Below are 17,176 nucleotides of genomic sequence, written 5' to 3'. Positions count from 1 at the left end.
TCTTTCGGATCGTGCCGGACCGGACCGGGCAGCCCGGCACTGCGCCGTGCCCCTCGTCATGCCCGGCCGGGCGCCCGGGCGGGCGGCCCCCTCAGCCGAGGTCGAGCGGCAGGCGGACCAACCCGCGCAGCAGGGTGCCGGTGCGCCAGACGAGCGGGGCGGGGTCCGCGGCGAGACCGAGCGCGGGGTGGCGTTCGAGCAGGACGCGCAGGGCGATCTCCGTCTCGGCACGTGCCAGCGGGGCGCCGAGGCAGTGGTGGACCCCGTACCCGAAGGCCAGGTGCCCGCCGGGCTCGCGGTGCAGGTCGAACCGGTCCGGGTCGGCGAAGCGCAGCGGATCGCGCGAGGCGGCCGCGAGCGAGACGATCACGCTGTCGCCGGCGGCGATGCGCGTACCGCCGAGGTCGAGGGGGTCGGCGGCGAAGCGGAAGGCGCTGGCGTGCACGGGGGTGTGGAAGCGGAGCGACTCTTCCACGGCCCGCCCGATCAGCGCGGGATCCGCGTACACCTGCGCCAGTTGGGCGGGGTGGGTGAGGAGGCCGTGCAGTGTTCCGGAGATCAGGCTGACGGTCGTCTCGTGGCCGGCGACGAGAAGGAGGAAGGCCATGCCGAGGATCTCCTCGGCGCCGAGCCGGTCGTGTGCGTCCCCGGCCAGTTCGCCGAGCAAGGAGGAGCCGGGTGCTCCGGGGGCGCGCCGGATCAGCCCGGCGAGGTATCCGGCGAGGGCCGCCGAGGCCTCGCCGGCGGCGGTCCGCGAGGTCGGCGCCACGAGCTCCCGCGACCACGCGTGGAAAGTGTCGCGGTCATCCTTCGGCACCCCCAGCAGGTCGCAGATCACCATGACGGGCAGCGGCAGTGCGTACCGGCTCACGACGTCGACGCGGCCGTCGCCGGCGAAGGCGTCGACCAGCCGCACGGCGATGTCCTCGATCCCCGGGCGGTACGAGGCCACCCGCCCGGGCGTGAAGTGCCCGGCGACCGTCCGGCGCAGCCGGGTGTGCCGGGGCGGGTCGGTCTGGAGCATGTTGCGGCCGACGGCCTGGCCGCCGTCGTCCTGCCAGGTGGCGGAGTGGCGGATGTCGTTGCGCAGCCGCGGGTCGCCGAGCGCGGCCCGCGCCTCGGCGTGGCCCAGCACCAGCCAGGCGTCGCCACTGTCCGGGACGTGTACGCGGTGGACGGGCCCCGTGGCCCGCAGTGCGGCGTACACGGAATGCGGATCGGCCGCGAGGTCGTGTCCCGCCGGGGCCAGCTCCTGGAGCGTGGGTGCCTGCATCGTGCTTTCCCTCCGTCACGCCGGCGGCTCGAAGGAAACGGGGACTGGTCCCCGTTTCTGTCCGGAACGATAACATCGCCACCGGGGAGCACGCCCCGCCAACCGGAGGAGCAGGAATGCCGGACCGACCGGAGACCGCCGCTCCGCCCGCCAGGCGCCGGGACGCACAGCGCAGCCGCGACCGTCTGACCGCGGCGGCCCGCGAGGTCTTCACCGAACTCGGCCTGGAGGCACCGCTGGACGTGATCGCGCGCCGCGCGGGAGTGGGCAATGCCACGCTCTACCGGCACTACCCCAGCCGGGCCGCGCTCGTCGAGGCGGTCTTCCACGACACCCTGGCGGACACGATGGCCGTCGGCGACCGGGCCCGTCACCACGACGACGCCTGGGCGGGACTGACCGACTACCTCGACGAGGTCTTCGCGGTACTGGCCGCCGACCGCGGCACCAACGACCTCATGACCACCGCCCTGGACGGCGTCGAATCGCTGCGGGCCGTCCACGCCCACAACCGCCGTACCATCGACGACCTGCTCCGGCGCGGCCGCGAACAAGGCACCGTCCGCGCGGACGCGACCACCGAAGACCTCCTCTTCGCGTTGGCCGCGCTCGGCCGCGCGGTCCCCGCCCTGGCCTCCGCGGCCGGTCCCCGGTCCTGGCGCCGCCCCCTCGCCCTCCTCCTGGCGGGGCTACGCCCCCCGTCCCCCGCATCGCCGCTGCCCCGGCCCGCTCTGACGCCCACCCAACTGGCCGACACCCTCAAGGGACTCGGCCCCCACCGCGCCCCGCCCGGCGAGGTCCAGGCTGTCCCTTCCGGCCCCTCCCCCGGCGCCTCGGGGCGGCCGGGCCGAGCGGGCACGCGACGGACGGATCACGGGGGCGGTGCGTGAACGGGCAAGAGCGTGTGGACAGGCAGGACCGCTTGGACGCGCTGGACCGGGAGATGGCCGCCCGCCCGCTGCCCGGCACCGCGCTGACCGCGCTGGGCCACTGGTGGGACGAGAGGCCCCGGACCCCCTCGGACCCGAACACCCGCCCACACGACCGCCACGCAGTCGGCTACACCCCGAACCACTGGGACGGGATCACCCCCTGGCCCTGCCACCTCGCTCCCCCGTCCGAGGCCGGCGACGCCGAAGTCAACCGTGCACAGGTGACCTCCGCGGTCGCCGACGCGCTGCGCCGCGAAGCCTTCACGGAGGCTCTGGTCGCGACCTACGTGTGGGGGAAGGGCAAGAGCGGCACGCCCGGCGGGAGCGGACCGGCGACGCTGCGAAAGATCCTGACCGCCGAAGACATCGACGCGTCCCTGTCGGCCGCGGTCACCGCACTCGCCGACCGGGGACCGAAAGCGGCCTACGCGGTACTCCACCGGAAGATTCCGGGGTGGGGCCCGTCCTTCTCCACCAAGTTCCTGTACTTCGCCGGCCGGGCCCAGCCGCTCGCGGGCGGCCCGGACCCGCAGCCACGGCCACAGCCGCTCATTTTGGACCGCGTCCTGTCCCTGCGCCTCAGGTCCTTCGCCGTCGAGGCGGGCCGGGCGAGCGGCATCGACCCCGACGGCTCGGCGGCGGCATGGGCGTGGAGCGGGTGGGGATGGTCGCCCCACCGCTACGGGGTCTACCTGTCCTTCATGCAGGCAGCCTCCCGCCAACTGGCAGCCACCGACTCCTGGCCCTCCGACGCCGCCCCCGACCTCCTCGAATACGCCCTGTTCAGACGTGCCTGAATGATCGGCTCCAAAGATGCTCCGGAGGCCGACGCCGAAGCAGTTCCCGTGCGCGGTTGACCTTCGAGTGGGATGAACGTCGACAATCGGGCCCATGGACGGCACCACGGAACTACTGAGCATCGGCGCCTTCGCACGGCGAGTCGGGCTCGCTCCGAGCGCCCTGCGTTTCTATGACGACTGCCGCGTCCTGCGGCCGGCACGGGTCGACGGGACGACGGGATACCGCTTCTACAGCCCTGGGCAGGAACCCCGTGCCGCGCTGCTCCGCGCTCTGCGCGAGGCGGGACTGCCGCTGGCCGAGGTCACCGTGGTGCTCGACGGGCCCGAGCGGGAGGGACGGGAGGTGCTGGAGCGGCACGTGAAGAGGATGCGGGACCAGACGCAGACGGCCGAGGCGGCCATCGCGCTGGCTCTGCGTTCCCTCTCGAACGCCGGCACCGTGACGGAGGCGCGGATCGGCGGTGTGGAGGTGGCCGGTGCCGTCCGGCAGGTGGCGCCGGCCGCGGCCTCCGACGTGGAACACCCTGCGCTGGGTTGCGTCCTCATCGAGATCGATGACGGTGAGGTCCGTCTGGTGGCCACCGATCGCCGTCGCCTGTCGATGCGCGTCCTGAGGCCGGAGTCGCTCGACGGAGGGCCCTGCCGCCTGCTGGTACCCGCGGCCGACCTGATCGAGTTCGGGCAATGGGCGGCACGGTTCCACCAGGTCACCCTCCGGGCCGGACCGGACGGGTGGCGAGCACGCAGCACGTCGGAGTCCTGGGCCCTGCCGACGGTCGATGACCGGTTCCCTGCCTACCGCGAGATGCTTGCGGCTCTGGCCCCGCCCGGGTACCGCGTGATCGTCGATCGCCTGGCCCTGCGCGATGCGGTCAACGTCCACGGCGACGCCGCGCTCATCGCTCTGGGCTTCGCCGGCGCCGCGATGACCGTCTCTCGTGCCGATCACTCCGACGCCGCCACCCTGCCCGCGGTCTGCCACGCGGACCTGCCCCAACGGATCGGCTTCGACCCCGCGGTCCTCGCTCCCGCCCTGGAGTCCGGCGTCGGACCCGACGTCCTGCTGGAGATCTCCACCGCGGACCGGCCTGTCGTGGTGCGCTCCGCCGACCAGGGCAGCTTCACCACCCTGGTCATGCCGACCGCCCTCCCCGGCTCCGACCGCCCCTCGCTCGACACCACGTCCTCATGACCACAGGAGAACCGTGACCGATCCAGAGAACGTCGTCGTGCGGTTGTGCGTGCGGGGCATGCAGGCCGAGACCGAAGGACGGGACACCCGGGCTCGGGAGCTGTTCCTCCGCGCGTGGGAAGCGGCCGAGGACGACTACGACGCCTGCATCGCCGCGCACTACCTCGCCCGGCATCAGCCCACCCCGCAGGAGACCCTGCACTGGAACCAGGAGTGCCTGAACCGGGCCGACCGGGTCGGCGACGGACGTGTCCGCGGCTTCTACGCCTCACTGCACGGCAACATGGCCCGAGCCCACCGCGACCTCGGCCGGATCGACCGGGCCCGCGACCACTTCGAGTCCGCGGCCGAGCACATCGACGACGTCCCGCCCGGCCCCCACCGGCAGTGGCTCCGCCACCGCATCGCCGCAGGACTGCGCGCCACCGCTCCGGCCGCACCACGGCACCACGAAGACCTGGTCGGTGACCTCCTCATCAGGCTCTGCGCACGCACGGACCTCGAAGCCCTGAGCCTGCTGCTGCCTCCGTACATGGGCAGCCTCGGCACACCCGAGGACGAGGAACGCATCACCGGCGCCCTGCGCATGCTCCACGCAGAACGTCGCCTTCCGGACGGGGAGCAGACTGCCCTCGGCCGTGCGATCCAGGCCCGGTCCGCGGTGTGAGGGCCCCCGGTCCGTGGACACGGTGGTGGTCCGGACCCTGACGCCCCGCCCGCCGACCGACCGACCGGGGGACCCCGCCGCCCGATCGACCCGATCGACCCGATCGACCCGCTCAGCCCGCTCGGCCCGCTCGGCCCGCTCAGCCCGCGAACGTCTCCCGGAGCGGACCGCTACGGGCGCAGCGGTGCGGGACCGCGGGCGGCCACGGCCGCGCAGTGGTCCCGCAGGGTGCGGGGCCAGCGGTTCTGCCAGCGCAGCCAGAGGACGTGGTGCCCGGTGAGCAGGAGGAGGCCGGAGAGCGCCGCGGTGCCCAGCGCCGCGGCCACCACGCTCAGGACGACCTCGACGGCTCCGGCCCCGCGGGCATCGGCCGTGCCCGTGGCCAGGCGCGCCAGCGGCACGGTCCCCGCCGCCGTCACCCATCCCGTGGTGATCCAGGCGGCGGTCCGCGGCGCCCTGCGCTGGAGGTCGTCGCGCCGGGTGCGGTACCCCGGCAGGTACCCGGACAGTCCGTCCGCGTGGGCGGTGCAGGCCCTCGCGAACGCGGGGTCGGCGGCGAGTTCCCGCGCCGTCACCGCCGTGACGCGGCCCGGCGCGGCCCGGACGTACCGCCAGGCCTCACGGACCAGCGGATGGGCTCCCGCCCCCGTCGCCTCCTCGGCCACCCGGCCCCGCCCGCCCGACGTCAGCGGCGCTCCCCCTTCTCCGACCACCGGCAACCCCGCCGCGACCAACTCCCCCAAGGCGATCTCCGCCGCGTCGCGCTGCCGGTACGGGGCGGCCCAGCGCGCGTATCCGGTGCCGGCCAGCCAGGTCGCCCGGTACGCGTCCAGTTCACCCGAGGCGATCAGCCGCGCGGCAGCGCGGCGTCCCGCACGGTGACACCACAGGGCCACACCGCCGACCCCCAGGTTCGCGACCACCAGCAGTCCGCCCGTACTCCACGCGAGCCATGCGACAGCGTCCATGGGTACAGGACTAGGGCATGACGGCGCGTCTGACCAGAGGCCGTCGGGCACCGCACACACCAAAGCTCCGGCCGCCCGGCCCCGACGGCACCGGGGCCCCGGACGCACCGACCCGGACGACCCGTACGACCCGTACGGTCCGCACCAGTTCAGCCGTCGCCCCCGGCCGGAACGGACCTCGGCAAGCGCGGCGTCGGCCGGTTCGGGTCCCAACGCCAACCGGCCCACCGCTCCACGGGACGCCATCGCGAACGGGCCGGTGCGGTCGGCGAGCACGCCGAGTACGCGGGCACGGGCCTCGTCCACGGCACGGTGCTCGGCGTCGCCGATGATGCCGAGGCGCCTCACGTGGGCGTACTCGTCCTCGTCCTTCCACGTGAGCAGCACCTCCGTCGCCTGCCCTACGCCGCCGGCGAGGTCCCGCTCTTCTGCGGCCATCGCGTCGAACTCCTCGGTGCGCACGGTCCGGTCGTCGTCCGGGGCGCGCGCCTCGGCGTACAGGGAGGGCCAGCGGGCCTGCGCTCCCGGTGCGCAGGCGGTCACCAGCGCCTCGCCGGTGTCCTCGACGACCCGGAGTGCGTGTCCGGTCCACACCCGTCCGGAGCGGTGCACGTCCCGCCGGACGACCGCCCGGCCCACGTCGAAGCCCCGCCTCGGCCCCTCCTACGCATCACCCCGGTCGACGGCCGGGCGCGGGACCACCTCGGCGCACCCCGACCGGGCCGGCCAGCCGTCGGGCGCAGGACTAGTGACCTGAGTCTGAGGTTTGTCGTTGGTTCGGTATGAGTCGTCCGGGTCCGAAGATTCCGCCGTTGTCGGTCACTGATGCCCAGCGGGCTGTGTTGGAGGGTTGGTTGCGTCGTCGCTCGACGGCCCAGGCTTTGGCTCAGCGGTCGCGGATCGTGTTGGAGTGCGCGGGTGGGCACTCGGTCATGGAGGTGTCGCGGCGGCTGGGGATCGCTCCGGACACGGTCCGCACGTGGCGGCGGCGTTTCCTGGAGCACGGCCTGGACGGGCTGGGCGACGAGCCGCGTCCGGGTGTCCCGCGGAAGATCACCGACGCGGATGTCGAGCGGGTCATCGTCAAAACCCTGGAAGAGACGCCGAAGAACGCGACGCATTGGTCGACGAGGTCGATGGCCGCGGCAACCGGGATGTCCCAGTCGACGGTCTCGAGGATCTGGCGGGCGTTCGCGCTGGCCCCGCACCGGTCCCAAACGTTCAAACTGTCGACGGACCCGCTGTTCATCGACAAGGTCCGTGACGTGGTCGGTCTCTACCTCGACCCGCCGGAGAAGGCTTTGGTCCTCTGTGTGGACGAGAAGTCGCAGATCCAGGCCCTGGACCGGTCCCAGCCGGTCCTGCCCATGATGCCCGGCGTTCCCGAGCGCCGTAGTCACGACTACATCCGCGCCGGCACCACCACCCTCTTCGCGGCCCTGGAAGTCGCCACCGGCAAGGTCATCGGATCACTCCACCGCCGCCACCGGGCCGCCGAGTTCAAGAAGTTCCTGACCAAGGTCGACAAAGAGGTCCCGGCGGATCTTCAGGTCCATCTGATCCTCGACAACTACGCGACCCACAAGACCCCGGACATCAAGAAGTGGCTGCTGGCCCACCCGCGGTTCCACCTGCACTTCACACCCACCAGCGCGTCCTGGCTCAACCTGGTCGAGCGGTGGTTCGCCGAGCTCACACAAAAGAAGCTCAAGCGGGGAGCCCACCGCTCCGTCCAGGCCCTCGAACGCGACATCCGGGCCTGGCTGAGCGACTGGAACGACCAGCCCAGGCCCTTCGTCTGGACGAAGACAGCCGACGAAATCCTCGACAAAGTCGCCGCCTACTGCCACCGAATCTCTGACTCAGGTCACTAGGCCGTCTCTTTCGGATCTTGTCGGCCGAGCCCGCGGCGTCTGGTGCCGTGCCTGGGCGTGCTGCCGGGGCGCTCGCGTACTGGACGTACGTGGTCGCCTCGGCAGTGCGGCCAGGCACGGTGCCAGGCGTCGCGGGCCCGGCAAGATCCGAAAGAGACGGCCTAGTACTGCAACGGTGCCTGCTGTGACTGATGGCCAGGTTGGTCGTTGGTGTGGGTATGGGTGGGGACCTTGCTGGTGTCAGGTTGTGGGCACGTGAACTGGACGCGGTGCACGAGCGGTTCGTGCACCGTTTCAGCAGGTCGGAGCCGCGTGAGTCGGCACTGGCCTATATGCGAGGACTGATTGCTCCGCTGCAACGCAAGAACGGCTGGACCGTGGCAGAACAGGCCGGTCATGACGGTCCGGACCGTATCCAGCGGATGCTGAACCGCATCGAGTGGGACGCTGACGAGGCCCTCGACGACGTCCGTGACTACGTGATCGAGAACCTCGGGGATCGCGAGGCGGTCCTGATCGTGGACGACACCGGATTCCTGAAGAAGGGAACGCGGTCGGCCGGCGTTCAGCGGCAGTACTCCGGCACCGCCGGACGGACGGAGAACTGCCAGGTCGGCGTGTTCCTCGGCTATGCCACCGACCGAGGTAGAACGTTGATCGACCGCCGCCTGTATCTGCCTACTTCCTGGACGGATGACCGCGAGCGGTGTCGTCGGGCCGGCATCAGTGACGAGGTGGCGTTCGAGACGAAGGTGGCCATGGCCAAGGCGATGGTCCGCAAAGCCATCGCGGACAAGATCCCGTTCGGTTGGGTGACCGCGGATGCCGCCTACGGCTTCTCCAAGGGCTGGCGGTTCGAGCTCGAGCAGGCGGACGTCTTCCACGTCATGGCCACCACCCGGCACGACACCGTCGTCACCCGCTGGGCCCTCGACCACCCTGTCCACGACCTGTTCACCGGCCTTGCCCGGCAGAAGTGGAAGCGTCGTTCCTGCGGAGCGGGAGCCCACGGCCAGCGGGTCTACGACTGGGCTCGCGTCGAGGTGCGGCCCTGGCACCGCGAGGATCGCCGGCACTGGGTGATCGCCCGCCGCAGCGTCCACCGGCCCGACGAGATCTCCTACCACATCGCCTACTGCCCCGCAGGAACCACCCTCGACCAGCTGATACGTGTCGCGGGCAGCCGGTGGGCCATCGAGGAATGCTTTCAGACCGCGAAGCAGGAATGCGGCCTGGACGACTACCAGGTCCGCCGCTATCCCGGCTGGCACCGCCACATGACCCTCGCCATGGCCGCCCACGCCTGCCTGACCGTCCTGCGAGCCCGCGAGCTGGATACCGGGAAAGCAGAAACGGATCCTCTCAGCTCATCCACCTCAGCCTCGCCGAGATCCGACGCCTGATCACCCGCCTCACCGACCGCCGCCCCACGCCCGTCGAGCACATCCTGCACTGGTCGACCTGGCGCCGACGACGACAACACCAAGCCCGCACCAGTCACTACAAGCGACGCGGACACAGCCCCTGACCTGGCCATCAGTCACAGCAGGCACCGTTGCAGTACTAGCTCCGGACCGACCGCCAGATGTGTTCGGGCAGTGCGGCGCCGGCCTCTTCCAGGTCGATGTCGCCCACCGTGAGCCAGCGGCGGACGGCGCCGACGACAGGGCCCAGGACGAGGGATTCGATCATCGGGACGGAGAGGTCGGCGAGTTCGCCGGTCTCCTGGTGCGCCTCGATCCAGAGGGCGATCGGTGCCAGCCTGGCCTCCTGCGAGTCGCGGATCTGCCTCGCGTGGGCCATGCCCTCGCGATCGGCGGTGACGGAGTGCATGAGGCGGGCCGCGTCCGGATGGGCCTGCGCGAAATCCAGGTAGGCCCGCACCACGGCCTGGATCCCGGAACGGGCGTCGACGGCCCGGAGCAGCGCTTCCGCGAGTGTCGTCAGAAGCTGTTCCAACGAGCGCTGTGCCAGCGCGGTGACCACGCCGTCGAGACTGCCGAAGTGGTGGTAGATGCTGCCGGAACTGACCCCGCTGGCCTTGGTGATGGCGCCGAGCGAGAGGCCGGACTCCCCCCACGAGGCGTAGAGGCGGAGGGTCGCGTCCAGGACCTGTTCGACGGTGGCTTCGCCGCGTTGTTGCTTCGGGCTCATCGAGCAGGCGTCCTCGGTCTCGTCTCGGCGGATCTCTGTGGTCGTCGCGTACAGCGTAGAACACTTTTTCTGGATTTTTTTCTAGAACTACTTCCAGTTTCGTGCAGGACGCTCCAGACTTGTCCTTGTAGGGGACGGGGAGACGGGGCGAGGGGGAAACCGTGGTCTACCACGTGGAGCTACCGGTCGGCGCGGCGGACGGACCGCAGGATGTGGTGCGGGTCGAGATCGCGGAGACGGGCGAGGACGGCCTGGTCCGGGTGGCGCGGCCGGGGCAGGTGATGGCACGGGCCTCGCGGTCGCTGGGCGAGATGGTGACGGGCATACGACCGGTCGCTCAGAGTTTCGTCGACGGCTTTCGCGGCATGGCCCAGGCGCCCGACGAACTGAACCTGGAGTTCGGGCTGTCGATCTCCGCCGAGGCCGATGTGGTGATCTCCAGTACGGCAGCCCAGGCCAACTTCAGGATCTCGCTCACCTGGAATCGCTCCCCGGCCGAGGACTGCCCTCGGACGGAGCAGGCTCCGGGGTCCGCGCCGGAGGCCGTTCGGACACCGGGTTCCGCTCCGACGCCCGCTCCGGAGCCCGCGCCATGACCCGGCCGGGGCCGCGGACGGCGGAGGGCATCGGCCCGAAGGCGCTGAACGCGGCGGTCCTGCGGATCCGGGACGTGCGCGGAGACCCCGTCGGCCTGGGCTTCCTCGTCTCACCCGAGCTCGCGCTGACGTGCGCTCACGTGGTCTCGGCGGCGCTCGGTACCGCGCAGGACCAGGAGCCGCCGCCCTCCGCCCGGCTCCACGTCGACCTCCCGCTGCTGCCCGCTTCCGCGCAGGACCCCACGGGTGTGACCGCCCGCGTCGAGCGCTGGATGCCGCCGCGCGACGGGGGCGGCGGGGACATGGCGGTCCTTCGGCTGGACGCCCCGCTGCCCGGCGCCCCCGTGCGCCTGATCGAGGCCGAGCAGGTCTGGGAGCATCCGGTACGGGCCTTCGGTTTCCCCGAAGGCCGCCCGGGAGGCGTCTGGCACTCCGGGATCCTGCGGGAGGCGCAGGCCTACGGATGGGTGCAGGCCGATCTGGCCGGCCGGGGCTATCCGGTCTCCCGGGGCTTCAGTGGCACCCCCGCCTGGGACGAGAACCTGGTCGGCGTGGTCGGCATGGTCGCCGTCGCCGAGGCCGGCGAGCCCCGGGTCAGCTACCTGATCCCGACCGCCGGCCTCCTGGAGGCGTGGCCCGACCTGCGCGGCCTGGCCCTCCCTCCGTCGCCGTTCCGCAGCCTGACGGCGTTCCGGGAGGACGACGCCCCGCACTTCCACGGCCGGAAGGCCGAGAGCGACGAGCTGGCCCGGGCTCTGACCGGCGAACCCTGGGTCACCATCGTCGGCGCCTCCGGGGCGGGCAAATCCTCCCTGGCGCTCGCCGGGGTCGTACCGCGCCTGCGGACGTCGGGCGCCGCGGCGGTCGTGGTACGGCCGACCTCCGGCACCACTCCGCTGGCCGTCCTGGCGGCCGCGCTGCTACCGCTGCTGGAGCCGGAACTCTCCGAGATCCACCGCCTCGTGAAGGTCTCCGAGCTGACCGGGGTGCTGCGGCAGGGCGGCTTGGCCGATGTCGTGGCCCGGATCCTGGACCTGTCCGACAGCCGCCGCCTGCTCGTCGTGGTCGACCAGTTCGAGGAGCTGCTCGCGCTCGCCCCCGCAGCCGTCGACGAACTGGCCGATGTCCTGTTCGGCGCCGCCCTGCCGCAGTCGGTGCGCGTACTGACCACCCTGCGGGCCGACTTCCTGGAGATCGCGCTGGCGCATCCCAGACTCGGGGCCGTCATCGGCCGCCGTGTCCACGCCCTCGGGCCGCTGGGCTCCGAGCGGCTGCGCGAGGTCGTGACCGCCCCCGTCGACGCGGTCCCCGGCGTGCGCTACGAGCCGACCCTCGTGGACCGCATCCTGGAGGACACCGGCACCGAACCGGGCGCCCTGCCCCTGCTCGGCTTCACACTCGATCTGCTGTGGCAGGAGCAGCGGGGCGGTCTGCTCACCTATCAGGCCTACCACGACCTCGGCGGTGTCACGGGCGCACTCGGCACCCACGCCGACCAGGTCTGGCGGGAGTACGTCCCCGAAGGGGACGAAGCGGTGGCCCGGCGGCTGTTCACCCAGCTCATCAGGGTCCCGCTGGGATCACCTGCGGCGACCCGGCGCATGGCCCTGCGCGTCGACCTGGACCAGGAGCAGTGGCGCGTCGCCCAGCAGCTCGCCGCCACCCGCCTCCTCGTGACCGGTCGCAGCGCCGAGGGCGTCGAGACGGTGGAACTCGCGCACGAGGCCCTGATCAGCGGCTGGGACAAGCTGGCGCAGTGGACCGCGGAGGACCGCTCCTTCCTGGAGTGGCGGGAGGCCCTGCGCCACGACATGGACCGGTGGGAGCGCGCCGGGCGCGCCCCCGAGCTGCTTCCGACCGCGCTCGACCTGGCGGCCTCCCGTGCGTGGGTGCCCGAACGGGCCGGTGACCTGTCCGCCGCGGAGCGCGGCTATCTGGAGTCCGGGCGGAGCTACCGCCGCTCACGGGCCCGTTTGAGGCGCGCCGGCTGGTCCGCCGTCTCGGTCGTCCTGGTGCTGGCCCTCACCCTCGGGTCGCTGTTCGTGGTGACGCGCCGGGAGAGCCGGGAGCGCGACGCCCTCGCCACCTCCCGCGCCCTGACGCAGGCCTCGCAGGACGCCTCCGCCGCCGATCCCGCCCAGTCGGTGATGCTCGCGCTGGCGGCCTACCAGACCTCACCGACCCAGGAGGCCCGCAACCAGCTCCTGCGCGAGCACCTGGCGTACGCGGACAGGAGCCGCGTGATCTCGGGGCTGCTGGGTACGGTGCGGACCCTGCAGACCAGCCTCGACGGCGATGTGGTCCTGGCGACCTCGAGGAACGGACGGGCGATGCTCTTCACGGGCGTCACCAGCGGAAACGTCCGCAGCGCGCAGATGTCCTCGGTCGGTCAGGTGGCGTATCCGCTGGTCTCGGCCGACGGTAGGCGGGCGGCCTACGTCCAGGAGGACGGGGTCGCGGCGTGGTTCCCGGTGCACGCCGACCGCGACCAGCCGGTGGGAGACCTGCACAGGCTGGCCGCGGCCCCGGGCACCGCCGTCGGCTCGGACAAGGGCCTGAACCCCTCGATGTCGGCGGACGGCACGCTGATCGCCTACCGGGTGCTGGACCGCCTGGTCTGGTGGAACCTGGACAGCGGTTCCATCGCACGGACGACGCGCGCGCCCACGATCCAGACCGACGGCAGCTCCGACGACGTGTGGATCGGAGCGGACAACCGGACCCTGCTGCTGCGGCGCACCGGCATCGGGAACAACAACACGGCCTTGCTCGCCCACGACACGGCGACCGACACGACCCGCGTCGTGGCGAAGGACGTGACCGACATCGAGCTCTCGGGTGACCGGACCGCCGCCGTGGTGTGCCGGAAGGAGAACGACACCACGGTCGTGAGCCTCCTGAGGATTTCCGACGGGGCCCGGCAGGGTCAGCCGTACAGCGAGCAGGATCAACGCTTCAAGTCGAGCGTGTGCCTGCCGCAGGCAGTCAGTACGGACGGGACCCGGGTGGCGCTCTGGTACTCCGACACCCTGCGGGTGGTCGACCTGCTCCAGAACAAGGTGGTCTCCGCGGTCCCCTCGACATCCACCCTGTGGTCACGCCAGCTGGTGTCGGCAGAGGGCAGGCTCTTCCAGGTCGGCTGGAAGGACTCGCTGATCACCTATACCGAACTCCCCACCGGAGAATCGATACTCGGCGTGGGCCAGCAGATCCTCACCCAGGACGGCAGCAAGACGATCAGCGTGCTCTCCGACGGGTCCGCCCTTCAGCTACGGCCCACGGCGCCGGGCACCAACGACCAGCTCCTGGCCGAGGCCCAGCGCCCTACGCCCTACCGGAAGCCCGGCAGCACCGAGTTGCTCAAAATGAGCAGGGACGGGCGGCTGCTCGCGGACCAGGAGGGGGCGAAGGTGGTGGCCGTCCTCGACGCCGCCACGCTGCGCCGGCTGGCCACCATCAACGCCGCCGACCCGGCCCCGGCAGGCACCGCGGCGACGCCGGCAGCGGACCCGGGGAGCACCCAGGAGCCGGACATCGCCAAGGAGCTCGACTTCCAGCACCACTTCGACGCCGGAGGCAACGTCCTCACCGTGTCGGGCACCCTGGTCCGGCAATGGGATCCGCACACCGGCCGGGAGCTCGCCCACTACGACGCCAAGGTCCTGCTGCCCACCACGGGCAACCCGCCCAAGACCCTCATCGGCCCCTACCCCGCCCCGAACAGGATCACCGTGACCGTCTGGGGCGATCCGGTGGTGCGCATCGTCGACATCACCACGGGCGCCGTCGTGGAGAGCGTGCGGACCACCGAGGACGTCCTCGCCGTGCAGTTCGACCCGAGCCTGCGCTTCTTCGGGCTGATGCGGCGCGGGGGGATCGTCGAGCTGTGGCGGCGCGACCCGTTGCGCAAGGAGCTCGGTCCCCTGCGCAGCACCGCGGAGGACCTCAGCACCCCGACCGTCACCCGCTTCCTCGACGGCGACGGCCGCTTCCTGATCGCCGCCAACAACGCCGTACGGACCTACCGCGTCGGGGAGCGCGCGCCCCTGGTCTCGTACGAGTTCGGTGAGCCGCCGAGCGGCAGCTACAAGCGGACGTTCTCGTTCCTGGACGCCTCGAAGGACGGCAAGACGGTGATCTACGCCGATCCGTCGGGGCCGGGCGGCCCCCTGCCCCTCGACCCCCGGGCCTGGCAGCGCGACCTGTGCAAGGTCATCGGCAACAGGAAGTTCACCGACGACGAACGGAGCAGCCTCCCGGTACGCGTCCCGACCCGACCGGTGTGCGCCCCGGACTGACCCCGTCCCCCGGGCCGGGCGACCGGCCACGGGCAGCACGAGCACCCCACAGCGCCCTGACCGGCCACTCCGTGGTGGCCGCCGCTCAGTGCGCCGGCGCGGTGTCCGGAATCAGCCGCGTGGCCGTGCGGATCAGACTGGCGAGGGCGAGTGAGCGGCTGTGCGGGGGCCAGGCGATGTGGGTGTGGACGGGGGGTGCGTCGGTCAGGGGAACGGCGGCGTGCTGGTGCCACAGCCAGGTGCGCGCGGAGTCCGGGACGACGGCCATGGTGCGCCCGAGGGCGATCAGCTGGGCCAGCTGCGTGTGGTCGCGGACTTCCGGGCCCGGACCGGGTGCGTATACACCGTGTCGTGGCCAGCGGGCGATCGGGAGATCGGGGACGTCGCCGATGTCGGCCATGGACAGCACCGTGCGCGCCGCGAGCGGGTGTCGCGCGGGCAGGACGGCGATCCGCCCCTCGGTCAGCAGTTCCTCGCTGTCGAACCCGGCCAGGGAGTTGAACGGCACGATGAGGAGCGCGACGTCGGCACGGCCGTCGCGCAGCATCTGCTCCTGCTCGGTGAAACCCCCGGCCAGTACCTCGATCTCGGCTGCGTCGGGCTCGGCGGCGTAGGCGTCGAGCAGCCGCTGCAACAGATCGTGGGAGGCGGCGGCCTTGACCGCGATGACCAGGCGTTCTCGGGGGCCGCCCGGATGGTCCGTGCTGCCGGAGCGGCGGGTGCGCCGTGCGGCGGCGGCGGTGGCGTCCAAGGCCGCGCGGCCCTCGTGCAGCAGTACCTGACCGGCGCCGGTCAGGCGCACACCGCGGCGGTCTCGGTCCAGCAGACAGACCCCGAGGTGTTTCTCAAGGCGCTGGATGGCTCTGGACAGCGGCGGCTGGGCCATGCCCAGGCGTTCGGCGGCGCGGCCGAAGTGCAGCTCCTCGGCGACGGCGATGAAGTACCTGAGCTCGCGGGTCTCCAAGGCGTCCACGGCTGCCCCTTCCTGGGCTGATACCTGGCGGGTGTCGCAGGATACCGTTTCGGTGTTGGACGCTCCGCTCGGCAGAGGGCGAGCATCGACGACATGAGCAAAGAGAAGATCGTGCTGGTGACCGGCGCGAACAAGGGCATCGGGTATGCGATCGCGGCCGGTCTGGGCGCCTTGGGGCACCGCGTGGGCGTGGGAGCCCGTGACGAGGCCCGGCTTGAGGCCGCCGTGGAGAAGCTGCGCGCCGCCGGGGTCGACGCGTTCGGCGTGCCGCTGGACGTGACCACCCGACGCAGCGTCACCGCGGCCGTCGAACTGGTAGAGCGGGAGGCCGGGGGCCTTGACGTCCTGGTCAACAACGCCGGAATCTCCGGGGAGACGGGGCCGGGGTGGGTCCAGGATCCGACCGGCCTCGATCTCGACGTGGTCCGGACGGTGGTGGAGACCAACGTGCTGGGCGTCATCCAGGTGACCAACGCGATGCTGCCGCTGCTGCGGCGCTCCAGGTCGCCCCGCATCGTCAACGTCTCCAGCGCCGTCGGCTCCCTGACCCGGCAGGCGGACCCGGACATCGAGATCGGTCCGGTCATGGGGGCCTACGCGCCGTCGAAGACGTTCCTCAACGCCGTCACCGTGCAGTACGCCCGCCAGTTCGCCGGCACGGGCATCCTGATCAACGCAGCCTGCCCCGGCCTGGTCGCGACCGACTTCACCGGCTTCCACGGACCCCGCACCCCCGAGCAGGGCGCGGCCACGGCGATCCGCCTCGCCACACTGCCGGACGGCGGCCCGACCGGTTCGTTCTTCGAGGACGACGGGACCATCCCCTGGTAACCCCGTAACGCCCCGCTCACCGCTCTCACCGCTCTCACCGCTCCCGTCGCTCCGCGGGGCGCCCCGGGCCCTTCTCGCCCTCTGAGACGCCACCCCCGGCTGCCGGACAACCCGACGACGGCAGCTCCCGGTCGGACGGACGGAAAGGGCGTACTTGCCGAATCGGGTCCGAGCAGGGCCGTTGTGGAGGCATGGGCCTCAACTGCGTTCTCGTGCTCGGACGCACCGGCCGTAGGCGCATATGGCCGTCCGGGCAATCTTCAGGACCCAAACCCGCCGCCCCGGGCGCTGCCGAAACGTCACTTCCCAAGGCGCATCCAGCAAGCCCTGAGTAAACAATCTTCAGTCGAAATAGCCAGAGCGAGGATAAACGTGGACAGCCGGGCAAGCAGGGCTCCGTGACGCACATATCCTGTGTGCCGCGAGGGCCTGGGCACGGCATTCGAGCACGGCAGTTGCCGCCGCCCATAAGGCAATTCACCCATCGGATGCACTGTCGGCATACCGTCCGACGGTCCTCGCACCTCCTTCATCCCTTCAGATACGAGCGTCTGCCGAAGTCATGTTCGCCCGGTGGTGATTCATCGCCTGAATTCCGCTTCGAAGGATCGCCCAGAA

The 17,176-nt window shown here is 71.8% G+C and carries 13 protein-coding genes; 9 read left to right on the top strand and 4 right to left on the bottom strand.

The window, feature by feature from the left end; all coding sequences use genetic code 11:
• Window positions 1–91 precede the first annotated feature (91 nt).
• Complete coding sequence (locus CP968_RS33100) at window positions 92–1,273, bottom strand: cytochrome P450 family protein (protein WP_150521475.1); 1,182 nt, start codon at window positions 1,271–1,273, stop codon at window positions 92–94.
• Window positions 1,274–1,389: 116 nt separating this feature from the next.
• Here CP968_RS33100 and CP968_RS33095 point away from each other — a divergent pair, with 116 nt between their 5' ends.
• The 4 genes from CP968_RS33095 to CP968_RS33080 all read left to right on the top strand — a co-directional run bounded on the left by CP968_RS33095 (window position 1,390) and on the right by CP968_RS33080 (window position 4,864).
• The gene (locus tag CP968_RS33095; RefSeq protein ID WP_150521474.1) at window positions 1,390–2,163 is read left to right on the top strand and encodes a TetR/AcrR family transcriptional regulator; all 774 of its coding nucleotides are present in this window, start codon (window positions 1,390–1,392) and stop codon (window positions 2,161–2,163) included.
• 14 nt (window positions 2,164–2,177) lie between these two features.
• Complete coding sequence (locus CP968_RS33090; protein WP_150521473.1) at window positions 2,178–3,002, top strand: 8-oxoguanine DNA glycosylase OGG fold protein; 825 nt, start codon at window positions 2,178–2,180, stop codon at window positions 3,000–3,002.
• Between the two features lie 94 nt (window positions 3,003–3,096).
• Window positions 3,097–4,197 carry a DNA polymerase III subunit beta family protein gene (locus tag CP968_RS33085; protein ID WP_150521472.1) on the top strand — a complete coding sequence of 367 codons (1,101 nt, stop codon included), beginning with the start codon at window positions 3,097–3,099 and terminating at the stop codon, window positions 4,195–4,197.
• Window positions 4,198–4,210: 13 nt separating this feature from the next.
• Complete coding sequence (locus tag CP968_RS33080) at window positions 4,211–4,864, top strand: hypothetical protein (protein ID WP_229886707.1); 654 nt, start codon at window positions 4,211–4,213, stop codon at window positions 4,862–4,864.
• A 170-nt stretch (window positions 4,865–5,034) separates the two neighbouring features.
• Here CP968_RS33080 and CP968_RS35180 read toward each other — a convergent pair whose 3' ends face one another.
• Window positions 5,035–6,471 (bottom strand): hypothetical protein, encoded by a 1,437-nt coding sequence (locus tag CP968_RS35180; protein ID WP_229886705.1) that lies wholly within the window; start codon window positions 6,469–6,471, stop codon window positions 5,035–5,037.
• Between the two features lie 143 nt (window positions 6,472–6,614).
• Between CP968_RS35180 and CP968_RS33060 the strand changes: the two genes are divergently transcribed.
• Together CP968_RS33060 and CP968_RS33055 are read left to right on the top strand one after the other, a co-directional pair.
• Window positions 6,615–7,706 carry an IS630 family transposase gene (locus CP968_RS33060; protein ID WP_150521469.1) on the top strand — a complete coding sequence of 364 codons (1,092 nt, stop codon included), beginning with the start codon at window positions 6,615–6,617 and terminating at the stop codon, window positions 7,704–7,706.
• Between the two features lie 218 nt (window positions 7,707–7,924).
• The gene (locus CP968_RS33055; RefSeq protein WP_150522285.1) at window positions 7,925–9,109 is read left to right on the top strand and encodes an IS701 family transposase; all 1,185 of its coding nucleotides are present in this window, start codon (window positions 7,925–7,927) and stop codon (window positions 9,107–9,109) included.
• A gap of 160 nt (window positions 9,110–9,269) precedes the next feature.
• On the opposite strand, the gene CP968_RS33050 is transcribed toward CP968_RS33055, so the two are convergent.
• Entirely contained in the window at window positions 9,270–9,860 is a 591-nt protein-coding gene (locus tag CP968_RS33050; protein WP_150521468.1) for a TetR/AcrR family transcriptional regulator, read from the bottom strand.
• Window positions 9,861–10,021: 161 nt separating this feature from the next.
• Here CP968_RS33050 and CP968_RS33045 point away from each other — a divergent pair, with 161 nt between their 5' ends.
• Together CP968_RS33045 and CP968_RS33040 are read left to right on the top strand one after the other, a co-directional pair.
• Window positions 10,022–10,456, top strand: coding sequence for a CU044_2847 family protein (locus CP968_RS33045; protein ID WP_150521467.1), 435 nt, complete (start codon window positions 10,022–10,024; stop codon window positions 10,454–10,456).
• Window positions 10,453–14,754: a S1 family peptidase gene (locus CP968_RS33040; RefSeq protein WP_150521466.1), complete on the top strand. Its 4,302-nt coding sequence runs from the start codon at window positions 10,453–10,455 to the stop codon at window positions 14,752–14,754. Before CP968_RS33045 ends, CP968_RS33040 begins: the two co-directional genes overlap by 4 nt.
• 85 nt (window positions 14,755–14,839) lie before the next feature.
• Here the strand turns inward: CP968_RS33040 and CP968_RS33035 are convergent, their stop codons facing one another.
• Window positions 14,840–15,727, bottom strand: a complete 888-nt coding sequence (locus tag CP968_RS33035; protein WP_150521465.1) for a LysR family transcriptional regulator — start codon at window positions 15,725–15,727, stop codon at window positions 14,840–14,842.
• Between the two features lie 93 nt (window positions 15,728–15,820).
• On the opposite strand from CP968_RS33035, the gene CP968_RS33030 reads away from it, so the two are divergent.
• Window positions 15,821–16,558, top strand: coding sequence for an SDR family oxidoreductase (locus CP968_RS33030; RefSeq protein ID WP_150521464.1), 738 nt, complete (start codon window positions 15,821–15,823; stop codon window positions 16,556–16,558).
• Window positions 16,559–17,176 lie beyond the last annotated feature (618 nt).

This window comes from Streptomyces subrutilus, assembly GCF_008704535.1.
Lineage (GTDB): Bacteria > Actinomycetota > Actinomycetes > Streptomycetales > Streptomycetaceae > Streptomyces > Streptomyces subrutilus.
This window is presented reverse-complemented; position numbering and strand designations above follow the sequence as displayed.

Coding starts and splice junctions, on each gene's coding strand:
- CP968_RS33095 (WP_150521474.1), top strand. CDS start 1,390: ATGCCGGACCGACCGGAGACCGCCGCTCCGCCCGCCAGGCGCCGGGAC.
- CP968_RS33030 (WP_150521464.1), top strand. CDS start 15,821: ATGAGCAAAGAGAAGATCGTGCTGGTGACCGGCGCGAACAAGGGCATC.
- CP968_RS33100 (WP_150521475.1), bottom strand. CDS start 1,273: ATGCAGGCACCCACGCTCCAGGAGCTGGCCCCGGCGGGACACGACCTC.
- CP968_RS33060 (WP_150521469.1), top strand. CDS start 6,615: ATGAGTCGTCCGGGTCCGAAGATTCCGCCGTTGTCGGTCACTGATGCC.
- CP968_RS33050 (WP_150521468.1), bottom strand. CDS start 9,860: ATGAGCCCGAAGCAACAACGCGGCGAAGCCACCGTCGAACAGGTCCTG.
- CP968_RS33055 (WP_150522285.1), top strand. CDS start 7,925: ATGGGTGGGGACCTTGCTGGTGTCAGGTTGTGGGCACGTGAACTGGAC.
- CP968_RS33040 (WP_150521466.1), top strand. CDS start 10,453: ATGACCCGGCCGGGGCCGCGGACGGCGGAGGGCATCGGCCCGAAGGCG.
- CP968_RS33085 (WP_150521472.1), top strand. CDS start 3,097: ATGGACGGCACCACGGAACTACTGAGCATCGGCGCCTTCGCACGGCGA.